The sequence below is a fragment of the Bartonella sp. AP88HLJMH genome, from assembly GCF_042195605.1.
Classification (GTDB): Bacteria; Pseudomonadota; Alphaproteobacteria; order Rhizobiales; family Rhizobiaceae; genus Bartonella.
Map to the genome: position 1 here is coordinate 62,399 of NZ_JBHIOR010000004.1, position 13,616 is coordinate 76,014.

Below are 13,616 nucleotides of genomic sequence, written 5' to 3' on the forward strand. Positions count from 1 at the left end.
TGATTCATTATGCAAAATGCTAGGTTATTGATTCGCAAGGATAAACTTTGTTTTTCCTGTATGTAGTGCTGATGTATTCTATATAGACTACATATAGTATGCGAAAGAGGGTGATTTATTATGAAAGATAAACATATAGCTGTGTTAATGGGAGGTTTTTCTTCTGAACGGTCTATAAGTTTATCTTCAGGGGCGGCGTGTGCTGATGTTTTAGAGGTGCAGGGGTATCGCGTGAGCCGCGTGGATGTTGATGCTCATATTGCTTCTGTTCTTGAACAGTTGCAGCCCGATATTGCCTTCAATGCATTGCATGGTCCATTTGGTGAAGATGGCCGGATTCAGGGGATTCTTGAATATTTAAAAATTCCTTATACTCATTCTGGTGTGATGGCATCTGCTTTGGCAATGGATAAGGGACGTGCAAAAATTATCGTTGCAAATGTTGGGGTTTGTGTTGCTCCTTCTCGTATCATGAGCCGCTTTGCTTTGGGCCGAACGCATCCCATGGAGCCTCCTTATGTAATTAAACCTGTGTGTGAAGGATCAAGTTTTGGTGTTGTCATTGTTCAAGGAAATGAAGCTGCACCGCCGCATAATATTGGGGGAGCTGAGTGGGGGTATGCCGATGAGGTGATGATTGAAAAATATATTCCTGGTCGTGAATTGACTTGTGCTGTTTTGGGGAACGAAGTGCTGGATGTGTGTGAAATTCTTCCCGATAAACACTTTCCATTCTACGATTATGACTCAAAATATAAAACGGGTGGTTCTCTTCACATTTGTCCTGCACAACTTTCACTAAATATTTACCAAAGTGTGCAAAGAATGTCTTTAGCAGCCCATCAGGCGATAGGGTGTCGAGGTGTTAGCCGTTCTGATTTTCGTTTTGATGAAAAAACGGGAGAATTGGTTTGGCTTGAAATTAATACGCAACCAGGTATGACCTCGACGTCTCTTCTTCCTGATATTGCAAAAGCGAGCGGCCGTACTTACGGCGATATTGTTCAATGGATGGTGGAGGACGCATCATGTATGCGTTGAATGTTAATAAAACAAATGTTCCGATGGAGGTGCTTTCAGTGCCGGCTTTGCCACGTCTTTATCGTCGTTTTCTTCGGTTTATGTTTGAGTTTGTTTTTGTCAATATTCATATTCCACGCCATTTTGGCTCTTTTGCTGTTGTGTGGTTTTTCTTTGTTACGGCTTTTTATGGACTTTCATCAAGTGGTCAGATGGCTGTGATCGTAAATACGATCATATTGGATAGTAGTTTTGTGGTCACTCATGTCGATATAAGCGGTAATAAGCGCTTGGCAAAGCAGGATATTTTTAAAATTTTAAAACTTGATGTTGCGCCTTCTATATTCACTTTTGATGTTGAAAGAGCGCGTTCTCTGTTGGAAAAACAGGCTTGGGTGCAATCGGCTAATGTTCAGAAAATTTATCCCAATAGAATGCGCATTTCCATCGTGGAGCGTGAACCCTATGCCATTTGGCAACATGATGGCATAATGGATATTGTTGATAATACAGGTCGTGTCATTGTGCCTTTTAAAGGAGAAATTGTTCGGGATTTACCTCTTGTGGTTGGGCAGGGTGCACAAAATGCTGCTAAAGTGTTTATTCAAGCGCTGTCAGTCTATCCGGAAGTATATGATCGTATTCGTGCTTTTGTGCGGGTAGGTGATCGACGTTGGGATCTTGTTTTGAATAATGGAATGCGCGTTATGTTGCCTGAAAATGGTGCTCTTGAAAGGCTTTCTTCTCTTTTTTCGTCCGGTACAATGCAAGATCTTTTATCTCGCGATATTCTCAGTGTTGATTTACGTCTTGCTGATCGAATTACTGTTTCTTTATCAGATGAAACGTTGGAGCGTTATCATACTACTGTAGCAGAAGAAGAACGTATTTTAAAAGCGCGAAAGGCAGGAAGCCTATGATGCTACTCAGATCACATCATTTGAAGGGGCGTAAAACACGTTTTTTAACGGTACTTGATGTCGGTTCAAGTAAGATTGTTTGTCTTATTGCTTGTTTGCGTCCTTTGAAGCATGCACACTATTTACATGGTCGTACACATTCTACGGAAATTCTAGGCTTTGGAGTGCAGCGTTCACGTGGTATTAAATCCGGTGTTGTCATGGATATGTTTGCAGCAGAACAATCAATAAGATTGGCTGTTGATGCGGCAGAAAAAATGGCGGGTTTGGTGGTGGATTCAGTGATTGTGAATTTTTCCTCAAGTCGATTACAAAGTGCTTTGATTAATGGAAAGGTTCATTTGAATGGTCGTGAAGTCACCAAGCGTGATATGCGTATGGCCTTTTCAGATGTTTCGCGTAAAGCCTTTGATGCTGAACGTCATGTTATGCACTCAGTACCAGTTTCTTATGTATTGGATGGAGATAAAGGAATTTTTGATCCTATTGGCATGGCAGGGGAAACATTTGGTGTCGACGTGCATGTGGTAACAGCAGAAACAGCCTCTTTGCGTAATTTGGAAACTTGTATTAATCGTGCACATTTGAGTGTTGAAGCAATGGTTGCTACTCCCTTTGCAAGTGGTCTTGCTGTCTTGATGAATGATGAGGCGCGTTTAGGGGCTGCATGTATTGATTTTGGTGGTGGAACAACAACATTTTCAGTGTTTTTTGAGGGGAAATTTATTCATGCAGATGCTCTTGCTGTTGGGGGGCATCATGTCACTCTTGATGTTGCGCGCGGATTTTCTATGTCTTTAACAGAGGCGGAACGTTTAAAAGTTGTTTATGGTTCAGCACTTTTAACAAGTGCTGATGAGCGGCAAATGATTAATGTAGCAGAAATTGGGAGTGAACAGCGTGAAACTCAATATCCTCGCGCGGTTCTTGGGCGTATCATTCGTGCGCGTGTTGAAGAAATTTTAGAAATGGTCCGTGATTGTTTAAATCGTTCTGGTTTTGGTCACATCATTGGTAAACGTGTTATTTTGACTGGGGGAGCAAGCCAGTTAACAGGATTGCCAGAAATGGCACGTACTATATTAGGAAGAAATGTTCGTATCGGGCGGCCTTTAGGTATTTCGAGGCTTCCTTCTCTTGCAAAAGGGGCGGCGTTTACATCTGCTGTTGGGTTGTTAATTTATCCGCAATTGGTGGGTTTTGAAGAAAAAACAATGCAGGCGGCAGGAGATCATTTATCGATGGGCACGCGTGGATATTTTCAGCGTGTTGGTCAGTGGTTGCGTGAGAGTTTTTAGTTAAGTCTAGTTGGATAAATTTCATCGCTTTGGCTTGCGGTGTCTTATGAGAAGGAAAAGAAAATGACGATTAATCTGCATCGGCCAGATATCGCGGAATTGAAGCCACGCATTACCGTTTTTGGTGTTGGAGGTGGTGGCGGGAATGCCGTGAATAATATGATAAATGCTGGTCTTCAGGGAGTTGACTTTGTTGTTGCAAATACGGATGCACAGGCTTTGGCTATGTCAAAGGCTGAACGTGTTATCCAACTTGGGGCAGCTGTGACAGAAGGTTTGGGTGCTGGGGCTTTGCCTGAAGTTGGACAAGCGGCGGCGGAGGAATGTATTGATGAAATTATTGATCATCTTGCAGACTCTCATATGGTTTTCATTACTGCTGGTATGGGGGGAGGAACTGGAACAGGGGCTGCTCCCGTTGTTGCTCGCGCAGCGCGTGAAAAAGGTATTTTGACTGTTGGTGTTGTGACAAAGCCGTTTCAGTTTGAAGGCGCACGTCGTATGAAAACGGCAGAGGCTGGTATTGAAGAATTACAAAAGTCTGTCGATACATTGATTGTTATTCCCAATCAAAATCTTTTCCGTATTGCAAATGATAAGACAACGTTTGCTGATGCTTTTGCTATGGCTGACCAAGTGCTTTATTCTGGTGTTGCTTCCATTACGGATTTGATGATTAAAGAGGGTTTGATTAACCTTGATTTTGCTGATGTTCGTTCTGTTATGCACGAAATGGGTCGAGCTATGATGGGAACGGGTGAGGCATCTGGTGATGGGCGTGCTTTGGCTGCGGCTGAAGCTGCTATTGCAAATCCATTGTTGGATGATACCTCTATGCGTGGGGCGCGTGGTTTATTGATTTCTATTACGGGTGGTCGTGATATGACTCTCTTTGAGGTTGATGAAGCTGCTAATCGTATTCGTGAAGAAGTAGATGCTGATGCGAATGTGATCTTTGGCGCTATTGATGATGAGTCATTGGAAGGTGTTATTCGTGTTTCTGTGGTTGCCACCGGTATTGATCGTGAAGTTAGTGATGTGGTTCAGTCCTCTCATCCTCAGATTCAAAGGCCTGCTTCTTCAATACGCAAGAGCGATCCTGGAACGTCACATAGTTCTTTTCATGTTCAATCATCGCCTCTGCGTTCTGAGTCAATGGTAGAAGTGATCGAATCACTTGAAATAGAGAAGGGTAAATCAACCGGAGAACAGTTCCGTCCCAAAAGTCAAATTTTTGCACATCCTGCAGAAGCAATGACAACACGAAGTGCAACGAATGCTGTTGCGTATGGTTCAAATGCTGTTCAGGAACAGAGATCAAATGTGCCTCGTATGCAAGTAAGCCGTGGTTCTCAACAGGCGATGACGGCTCCTGTGAGTATGGAGGCAACAGCGCATGTTCTTGATGAGATGACAGGGCTTGTGAAGCAAAAAGAAAAGCCAGTGCAACCAAAACAAATGCAACAAATGCAAGCGCGCGCTCCAATGCGTATGCCTGAGTTAAAGGATTTTCCTCCTGTTGCGCATGGACAAAGCCAAAGAACATTTGTGACGGATCAGGGTCCTCGTAATCTTTGGCAGCGTTTGAAACAGAGCTTGACACATCGTGAAGAAGCTGAGCCAGAAGCGAGGCTGGAGCCTGCTGTTAGATCGTCTCAGCAGAAAGAGTCTCATGTTTACAATAAAAACTCTCAGGCGCTTTCTCAAGATGCTTCTGTTTATGTTCCACGTCGTTCTGGTGAGCTGCATCCTCAGGTACCACAAGATCAGTGTACTTTTATAAGTGAAGAAGATCAGTTGGAAATACCAGCATTTTTACGTCGTCAGGCAAATTAATTGATGAAAAATGAGGTAAAGTAAGAAATTTTATTATTTCTTTAATGATCAGACAAAAATTATACAGTAAAATATATTACTGTTTTTTGGATAAAATACTTTGTTTTAAAAAAAACCGCTTACAATAAGCGGTTTTTTTGTATTATTTACTATGAATATTTTTTATAGTTTTATAAATTTTGTTAAAAGATGTACAAGCAATTTAATAAAATGATATGATGAATTTAGTACCAAAATATCAGTCTACTCTTAAAAAAGCAGTAACATTTAAGGGGATTGGCGTTCATAGTGGCTGTTTGTCAGTGGTAAAGGTTTGTCCAGCGGATGTTGGGTGTGGTATTGTTTTTAAGCGTTGTGGATTAGACGGAACAGAGAAAATATTTCAAGCCCATGCATCGCAAACAGGAGAAACTGAATTATCAACAGTACTTGGAGATGGAGATGTAAGGGTTGAAACAATTGAACATTTGATGGCGGCAATTGCTGCTTATAATTTGGATAATCTTGTTATTGAAGTGTCACATAATGAGATTCCTATTTTGGATGGTTCAGCGTGGCTATATTGCCAAGCTTTTGAAGATGTTGGTATTGTACAGCAAAATGCGTTGCGTTCTTATTTCATTATAAAAAAGCCGGTGCGGGTTGAAGGAGCTCATGGTGTTGCAGAGCTTTTGCCATTCGATGGACGTCGTTTTGATATAACGATCTCTTTTCCTTCTTCTGTTATTGGTAAGCAACATTTCAGTTTTGATCTTACCACACGAGGGTTTAGGGATAATTTGTCACGTGCGCGCACTTTTGGTTTTATCAAAGACGTGGAAGAATTAAGGCTTTCTGGAAAGGCGAGAGGCGCTTCTTTGGAAAATTCTCTTGTTATCGGCCTTAATGATAAAATTTTAAATCCCGATGGTCCTTATTGGGAGAATGAATGTGTTCGGCACAAGATGCTTGATGCGATTGGTGATACTGCTTTGCTTGGGGCACCTTTTATTGGATTATTTCGTTCTTATTGTAGTGGGCATAGAATTAATGCGCAATTGGTGAAGGCTGTTTTGGCAGACGAATCATATTACGAAAAAAGCTTTTTAGAGAAAAAGTAAGAAAATTGACAAGATTTTTTTATCGTTTATTTGATTTTTAAGGGGATGATTGACCTAAACTGCTAAATTGGTTATGTGGATTTTAAAGTGATATGGTATAAAAACTTTAATAAATTGTTTTTGCTACAAGGTGATATTCTGTGGAGGCCGGAAAAACTATGAAAAAATCTCATGTGTGCATTGGAAATATGACATATAGAAAATCTAACATTGTACGCAAGATATTGGGGGTGGTGCTTTTGGGAAGCACCTGTATGTTAGCGGGATGCCTCTTTAAAGAGAAAAATACCCTTGATCCATCTGCTTATGTTTTGAAAATAGAGCCACCAGATGTTTTATATAATCAGGCGCTTGCTAGCCTTGAAAGTGGGCGGCTTGGGGATGCATCGAAGAAGTTTTTGAAGATTGAAAAACAGTACGCTTATACAGACTGGGGACGTAAATCTTTGGTCATGGGTGCTTTTACTAATTATCGACTCGGAAAGTATGATGATTCAATTAGTATGGCTCAACGCTATATTACTCTTTATCCAGGGTCGACTGACTCGGCTTATGCGTACTATATTATTGGTCTTTCTTCTTTCCGTCGGATTCCTGATGTTACACGTGATCAACGTGATACGAAACGTGCTATTGCTGCTATGCAGCTTCTTATAGAGCGTTATCCTAATTCTGAGTATGTCAAGGATGCTAAGGATAAAATCCGTTTTGGTCGCGAACAGCTGGCTGGTAAAGAAATGCAGATTGGCCGTTATTATGAAGAGGGGCGGCGCTATCTTGCGGCAAGTAGACGGTTTCGTACCGTGGTTGAAGAGTATTCTGATACAAATCAAATTGAAGAAGCGCTTTTCCGCTTAACGGAAGTTAATTTAGCTCTTGGCTTAACGGCGGAAGCGCAAACAGCAGCAGCTATTTTAGGACGTAATTATCCCAAAAGTGAGTGGTATAAATTTTCTTATAATCTCTTGCAGAAGAATAAAATATCACCACGTGAGCATAAATCTTCTTGGATCTCAAATGCTTTAGGTGGTGACAAGAAGAGGGTACGTTGATTCTCTATGTTGGTACAGCTTTCGATTCATAATATTGTTTTGATCGAAACGCTCGATATTCATTTTACAGCGGGGTTGACGGTTTTAACTGGAGAAACGGGTGCGGGGAAGTCTATTCTCCTTGATGCTTTATCACTTGCTCTAGGGGGGCGGGGTGATGCTTCGCTTGTGCGTCATGGTGCTGACCGCGGGCAGGTCACGGCTGTTTTTGATGTGTCTGTTTCACATCCTGCACGTCAACTTATTCGTGAGAATGGTCTTGATGATGAGGGTGATATTATTTTACGACGTGTGCAATCAAGTGATGGACGTAGCCGTGTTTTTATCAATGATCAGGTGTCTAGTGTTGCATTGATGCGGAGTGTTGGCCGTTTGCTGGTTGAAATCCATGGACAACATGATGATCGTGCGCTTGTTGATGTTGCTACACATCGCCAATTATTAGATGCCTTTGGTGGTCTTGAAGATGAAGTGGAAAATTTGCGTCAGTGTTATCACACATGGCGTGAATTTGAGGAGCGTTTGCAACGGCAGCGTCTTAAAGTAGAGAGTGCTGTACGGGAGGTTGATTATCTTCGTGCGTGTGTAGAAGAGCTTGAAAAGCTTGATTTTAAAGTTGGTGAAGAGGAAGCTCTTTCTCTTCGTCGTGCTGATATGCTTAAATTAGAAAAAATAGCGACAGATATTAAAGAAGCGGATGATCTTTTAACGGGTCAAAAATCACCAATCCCAGTGCTTTCTAATTTGGTGAGGCGTTTGGAGCGGAAAATTCCTGAGGCGCAAGAACTTATTGCACCAGTGGTGAAATCTATTGATGAGGCATTGCATGCACTTGCAACAGCACAAGAAGGTATTGAGACGGCAATACGAGCATTAGATTTTGAACCTGATGAATTGGAACGGATAGAAGAGCGTCTTTTTTCTCTTCGGGGTTTTGCTCGTAAATATCAAGTTTCTGCGGATGAATTGATTCAGTTACGCGATAAAATGGACGCAGAACTCGCTGATTTTGAAGAGGCTCAGACTATATTGACATGTTTTGAAGATGAGGCAGAGCAGGCAAAGAAAAATTATGATACATTGGCGCAAGCCTTAACAATAAAGCGTCGGGAGACAGCAAAGCATTTATCTGAAAGTGTTATGGCTGAGTTGCCGGCATTGAAATTAGAGAGGGCTGAATTTATTGTTGAAATGCAAAGTGATATGGAAAAGCGGAGTGCAGAGGGATGTGATCGTATTGAATATTGGGTGCGGACAAATCCTGGAACACGTGCTGGGCCGATGCTTAGTGTGGCTTCTGGCGGTGAATTATCCCGTTTTTTGCTGGCATTAAAAGTTGTTTTATCTGATCGAGGATCAGCACCGACGCTGATTTTTGATGAAATTGATACAGGCGTTGGGGGGGCTGTTGCAGCTGCTATTGGGCAACGGTTGCAACGCTTATCAGAACATGTCCAAGTTTTCGCTATTACGCATGCTCCACAGGTTGCATCGAAAGCGCATGGTCATTTTCTTATTTCAAAAATTGAGAGTCATGATAAAGGACGCTTTGTTACTGCGATTCATAAAATGGAAGAGCATGAGCGTGCAGAAGAAATTGCCCGTATGTTGGCTGGAGAACAGATTACTGAAGAAGCGCGTGCAGCGGCTCAAAAGCTTCTAGCATAAAGGTAATTAGTCAGCGATAAAAATATTGGAAAGCTTGTATTTATTGAGATTCACTTGATGAGGAGGCGTGGGAGGCCCTTGTGACAGCGCTTGTAATTTGGAATAGATTTTATGAACAAAGATGCAGATAAAAATCTCACAGCTGTTGAAGCAGAACGTGAATTAGAGTGGTTGGCAAAAGAGATTGCACGTCATGATGTGCTTTATAATCGTGATGATCAGCCTGAAATTTCTGATGCAGAATATGATGCTTTACGTCGTCGTAATGCAGAAATTGAAGCTCTTTTTCCAGAATTTATACGTATTGATTCTCCTTCACATAAAATTGGAGCACCAATTTCTGAAAAATTTGAAAAATCTGTTCATGCACAGCCTATGCTTTCACTTGATAATGCGTTTAGCTCTGAAGATGTTACTGAATTTGTTGAGCGTATTCGTCGTTTTTTACGGCTTCCAGAAACACAAGTGTTGGAAATAACAGCGGAGCCAAAAATTGATGGTTTATCTTTGTCTTTGCGCTACGAAAAGGGGCAGCTTGTGCGTGCGGCAACGCGTGGGGATGGAACTGTCGGTGAAAATGTGACGGCAAATGCCCGAACAATTGCTGATATTCCACAAGTTTTGCAAGGTGATTTTCCTGATATCATTGAGGTGCGTGGTGAAGTTTATATGGGGCGGGAGGATTTCCAAGCACTAAATATCAGCCAACAAGAGAAGGGCAAGTTAACCTTTGCCAATCCTCGAAATGCGGCGGCTGGTTCTCTCCGTCAGCTTGATTCACGGATAACCGCTAGCAGAAAACTTCAATTTTTTGCTTATGCTTGTGGTGAGGTGAGTGAAATATTGGCAGAAAGTCAAATGGAGATGATGAAAAAGCTAAAAGAGTATGGCTTTGTTATCAATCCATTAACAAAAGTCTTTAAGACAGTAGAAGACATTATTTGCTATTATCACGATATCGAAGAATGCCGTCATTCTTTAAGCTATGATATTGATGGTATTGTTTATAAGGTTAATGATTTGATGCTCCAAAAGCGTTTGGGGTTTGTTGCTCGTTCACCGCGTTGGGCAATAGCGCATAAATTTCCAGCAGAAAAAGCAATGGCGCTTTTGGAAGATATTGACATTCAGGTCGGTCGTACGGGAGCTTTGACGCCTGTTGCACGCCTTACACCTGTTACTGTTGGTGGGGTGGTGGTGACCAATGCCAGTTTGCATAATGAGGATTATATTAAGGGAATTGGTCATAAAGGAGAGCCCATTCGTGAAGGACGTGATATCCGTGTAGGCGATAGCGTGATTGTACAACGTGCTGGTGATGTGATCCCTCAAGTTATTGATGTTATCATTGAAAAACGCCCGAAAGATGCTGCTGTTTTTATTTTTCCTCATTTGTGCCCAGCTTGTGGGAGTCATGCTGTTCGTGAAGTGGGAGAAGCCGTGCGTCGCTGTACAGGGGGGCTTATTTGTCCGGCACAAGCAATTGAACGTATTCGTCATTTTGTTTCACGCAATGCTTTTGATATTGAGGGCTTGGGTAAAAAACAGGTAGAGTTTTTTTTCTATGCTCAAGATGAGGCGCTTTGTATTCATACACCAGCCGATATTTTTACTTTACAACGGCGCCAAGAAAAGTCTTTGATACGTTTGGAAAATATGGAAGGTTTTGGTACTGTTTCAGTGCGAAAATTGTATGATGCCATTAATGCGCGCCGAGAAATTCCTTTGAGCCGTTTTTTGTTTGCATTGGGGATTCGTCATGTTGGCGAAGTGAATGCACGCCGCCTTGCACGTGCTTATAAAAATTATACAGCTTTTGAGACTGCGGCTATGGAAGCATTTATGCCATGTGATAAGGAAAATGAAGAAGGAAATGAGGCTTGGATAGAGCTTACCAATATCGAAGGAATTGGACCACAGGTAGGGAGCGCAATTGTTGATTTTTATCAAGAAGAGCATAACCGTGAGATTTTATCTGTTTTGCTTGAAGAAGTAACTCCTCTTGATGAGGAGCCTATCATAGCAGATTCTTCACCAATAGCGGAGAAGATCATTGTTTTTACAGGAACTTTGGCGCATATGTCACGCGATGAAGCAAAAGCATTGGCAGAGCGATTAGGGGCTAAAACATCTGGTTCACTTTCTAAAAAAACAGATCTTCTTGTTGCAGGACCTGGAGCGGGCTCCAAATTGGCTAAAGCTGAAGAATTAGGTGTTGAGGTTATCGATGAAGAGGCTTGGCTACAGCTGATTGAGAAACATAATGTTTAGAGGATGTTTTCTAGAAGATGCATATGCTGTTTGTGTGGTTATCTCTCTTACATTTGGGGGAGCTGGAATCAAAAAGGAGATAAAGGGGCTATTTTTTGCAAAAACAGAGCGCCATATATTTTAATATTTATTACGTTATTTAAAATAATTAACGTTGAACTTAAATATTAAACTTAAACTATTATGATGAAGAATATACAAGGTTATTATTAGTAAAATTTATAAATTATCATTGTGAAGCAAGGTAAAAATTGTAAATAAATATGCAGAATTTTTGAATCTAAACGACGTAATAAGTTGGTTATAATGGGCGTTTTAGAAATGCGACGCGGAGGGTTACAAAATATAATGAAAATTTCTATATAGCAGAATAAGGCTATAACTCATGTGGAGATGGTGGAGGATAATTGATAAGCATTATCTTTTGCGAGTGTATCCCGTTCTGTTTCAATTTTGGAAGGCTTTTGCCGTATCGGCAAAAAAACTTGAAGTATTTCATAGAAGCATTTTTTGTGTTTGCTGATGGTAAATTCGCACTTCTCTCTTTAAAAGAGAAGGGTGTAGTGTTTTGTAGAAAGGGTAAAAGTTATAGGTTGCTTCATTTAAAGGGGCATTGTTGCTTCTTTTGCCCATTTTTTATCTTCTTCATTTAAGTAAGGTGCATTCATCTGATAAACGCGCGCATGGTAATCATTGAGCCATTGTCGTTCTTCTTGTGTCAAAAGCTCTGGGAGGATTAACCGTCGATCAATGGGGCAATGTGTGAGTGTTTCGAACGAGAGCATTTCTATATCTCCACCATCAATTTTTTGTGCTGGCTTCACAATCATCAAATTTTCAAGACGGATACCAAAAGCGCCTTCGCGGTAATAGCCTGGCTCGTTTGAAAGAATCATACCGGAGATGAGTTCTTGGCACCCTTTACGAGAAATATTTTGCGGTCCTTCATGGACAGAAAGATAAGATCCAACACCATGACCGGTGCCATGGGCATAATCAAAACCAGCTTTCCACAATGCAATGCGTGCAAGAGCATCAAGGTCTTGTCCTCGTGTGCCTTTTGGAAATCTGATAGTTGAAAGAGCAATCATGCCTTTGAGGACAAGCGTAAAACAGCGTTTTTCTTCTTCTCCAATATTCCCAATTGCTACGGTGCGTGTGACATCAGTCGTGCCATCACGATATTGTCCACCTGAATCAACGAGGTAAAGTTCACCGGCTTTGAGTTGTTTATTTGTTTGCGTTGTTACACGATAATGAATAATGGCACCATTTTCTCCTGTTGCGGAGATTGTATCAAAAGAAAGATCTTCAAGTTTTTCTCCCATTTCTTTTGCTGTATTTATGCGAAATTCTTCTAATTTTTGAGCAGCAGAAATTTCACTTATTGACCCTGGTATTTGTTTATCTAACCAAGAAAAAAAACGGGTTAGGGCAACACCATCGCGTAGATGCGCTTTGCGTGCACCATTGAGTTCTGTGTCATTTTTAATGGCACGTGGTAGAGCAGCAGGATCGGTAAGTGTGATAAAAAAGCTATTTTTTTCTTCAATAACAGTTCGTAATTTTTCGCATGTTAGCTGTGGATCTAAGGCAAACACTGTCCCTTTTTGAACATACTCTTTGATCTTGGGAATAAGCTGTTCTGGTTCATATAATTTTGCATAACGTTCTAGATATTGTTTCTGTTCTACACCAAGTTTTTTGCTGTCAATGAATAAAGCTGGTGTTTTGTTAAGTGGAATGAGAGCAAAACAAAGGGAAAAAGGCGTGTTGGAAACATCATTGCCCCGTATATTGAATGTCCATGCAATGGAAGAGGGGTCTGTAAAAATAAAAGCATTTGCATGAGTTTGCTGTATATCTTTGTAAATCAAAGCGAGTTTTTCATCTGTATCGCACCCAGCATATTTGAGAGGGTGAATTGATAAGGCAGATTGTGGTAATTTTGGTTGATCATGCCAGAGCAGATCAATGGGATTATGTTGAACTTCTACAAGTTTTCCACCTGCTTTCATTTCTAATGCGTTTTTTAATGCATCGGTGGCAGCAATCGTGTGGAGCCATGGATCAAAGCCAATAGAAAGTTTTTGACCATTTTTTTCAAGCCATTGTGAGGGAGGACAAGTTATGAGATCTTCATAATTAAAAATATCAGGATCAGTTTGTTGGCGAACTTGGAGCTTATATCGCCCATCTGTAAATATGATGGCTTTGTTTTTTAAAATCAGTGCAATCCCAGCTGATCCAGTAAAGCCGGTTAACCAGCTAAGGCGTTGAGCATGAGGAGGGACGTACTCTCCTTGATGCTCATCACACCGCGGAACAAGAAAACCATCGAGTCCAAGGTGATCGAGTTCTTTACGAAGGCAAGAAATGCGTTCTGCTGCATAAGCAGGATTTGTTGTCGCCTCAAAAGATTGATACATAACGACGTCCTTTTCTTTTATT

The 13,616-nt window shown here is 41.2% G+C and carries 9 protein-coding genes; 8 read left to right on the plus strand and 1 reads right to left on the minus strand.

What is annotated here, in order from left to right; translation table 11 throughout:
• Positions 1-120: 120 nt before the first annotated feature.
• The 8 genes from ACFIMA_RS03235 to ligA all read left to right on the plus strand — a co-directional run bounded on the left by ACFIMA_RS03235 (position 121) and on the right by ligA (position 11,165).
• Entirely contained in the window at positions 121-1,041 is a 921-nt protein-coding gene (locus ACFIMA_RS03235; protein ID WP_375611998.1) for a D-alanine--D-alanine ligase, read from the plus strand.
• Positions 1,029-1,940 (plus strand): cell division protein FtsQ/DivIB, encoded by a 912-nt coding sequence (locus tag ACFIMA_RS03240; RefSeq protein ID WP_375618227.1) that lies wholly within the window; start codon positions 1,029-1,031, stop codon positions 1,938-1,940. Before ACFIMA_RS03235 ends, ACFIMA_RS03240 begins: the two co-directional genes overlap by 13 nt.
• Positions 1,937-3,238 carry a cell division protein FtsA gene (ftsA, locus tag ACFIMA_RS03245; protein WP_375632333.1) on the plus strand — a complete coding sequence of 434 codons (1,302 nt, stop codon included), beginning with the start codon at positions 1,937-1,939 and terminating at the stop codon, positions 3,236-3,238. Before ACFIMA_RS03240 ends, ftsA begins: the two co-directional genes overlap by 4 nt.
• A gap of 63 nt (positions 3,239-3,301) precedes the next feature.
• A complete protein-coding gene (gene ftsZ / locus ACFIMA_RS03250) occupies positions 3,302-5,074 on the plus strand; it encodes a cell division protein FtsZ (RefSeq protein WP_375632334.1) in 1,773 nt (590 codons plus the stop codon).
• A 215-nt stretch (positions 5,075-5,289) separates the two neighbouring features.
• Positions 5,290-6,174: a UDP-3-O-acyl-N-acetylglucosamine deacetylase gene (gene lpxC, locus ACFIMA_RS03255; RefSeq protein WP_375652730.1), complete on the plus strand. Its 885-nt coding sequence runs from the start codon at positions 5,290-5,292 to the stop codon at positions 6,172-6,174.
• 158 nt (positions 6,175-6,332) lie between these two features.
• Positions 6,333-7,226 carry an outer membrane protein assembly factor BamD gene (locus ACFIMA_RS03260; protein ID WP_375612003.1) on the plus strand — a complete coding sequence of 298 codons (894 nt, stop codon included), beginning with the start codon at positions 6,333-6,335 and terminating at the stop codon, positions 7,224-7,226.
• 6 nt (positions 7,227-7,232) lie between these two features.
• Positions 7,233-8,894, plus strand: a complete 1,662-nt coding sequence (recN, locus tag ACFIMA_RS03265; RefSeq protein ID WP_375693103.1) for a DNA repair protein RecN — start codon at positions 7,233-7,235, stop codon at positions 8,892-8,894.
• 111 nt (positions 8,895-9,005) lie between these two features.
• Positions 9,006-11,165, plus strand: coding sequence for an NAD-dependent DNA ligase LigA (gene ligA / locus ACFIMA_RS03270; protein WP_375693104.1), 2,160 nt, complete (start codon positions 9,006-9,008; stop codon positions 11,163-11,165).
• Between the two features lie 602 nt (positions 11,166-11,767).
• On the opposite strand, the gene ACFIMA_RS03275 is transcribed toward ligA, so the two are convergent.
• Positions 11,768-13,594, minus strand: coding sequence for an aminopeptidase P family protein (locus ACFIMA_RS03275; protein WP_375693105.1), 1,827 nt, complete (start codon positions 13,592-13,594; stop codon positions 11,768-11,770).
• Between the last annotated feature and the right edge of the window lie 22 nt (positions 13,595-13,616).

What these genes read in the sequence shown, in the direction of transcription:
- lpxC (WP_375652730.1), top strand. Translation starts at nt 5,290, where the DNA reads ATGATGAATTTAGTACCAAAATATCAGTCTACTCTTAAAAAAGCAGTA.
- ftsZ (WP_375632334.1), top strand. Translation starts at nt 3,302, where the DNA reads ATGACGATTAATCTGCATCGGCCAGATATCGCGGAATTGAAGCCACGC.
- ACFIMA_RS03235 (WP_375611998.1), top strand. Translation starts at nt 121, where the DNA reads ATGAAAGATAAACATATAGCTGTGTTAATGGGAGGTTTTTCTTCTGAA.
- ligA (WP_375693104.1), top strand. Translation starts at nt 9,006, where the DNA reads ATGAACAAAGATGCAGATAAAAATCTCACAGCTGTTGAAGCAGAACGT.
- ftsA (WP_375632333.1), top strand. Translation starts at nt 1,937, where the DNA reads ATGATGCTACTCAGATCACATCATTTGAAGGGGCGTAAAACACGTTTT.
- recN (WP_375693103.1), top strand. Translation starts at nt 7,233, where the DNA reads ATGTTGGTACAGCTTTCGATTCATAATATTGTTTTGATCGAAACGCTC.
- ACFIMA_RS03260 (WP_375612003.1), top strand. Translation starts at nt 6,333, where the DNA reads ATGAAAAAATCTCATGTGTGCATTGGAAATATGACATATAGAAAATCT.
- ACFIMA_RS03240 (WP_375618227.1), top strand. Translation starts at nt 1,029, where the DNA reads ATGTATGCGTTGAATGTTAATAAAACAAATGTTCCGATGGAGGTGCTT.
- ACFIMA_RS03275 (WP_375693105.1), bottom strand. Translation starts at nt 13,594, where the DNA reads ATGTATCAATCTTTTGAGGCGACAACAAATCCTGCTTATGCAGCAGAA.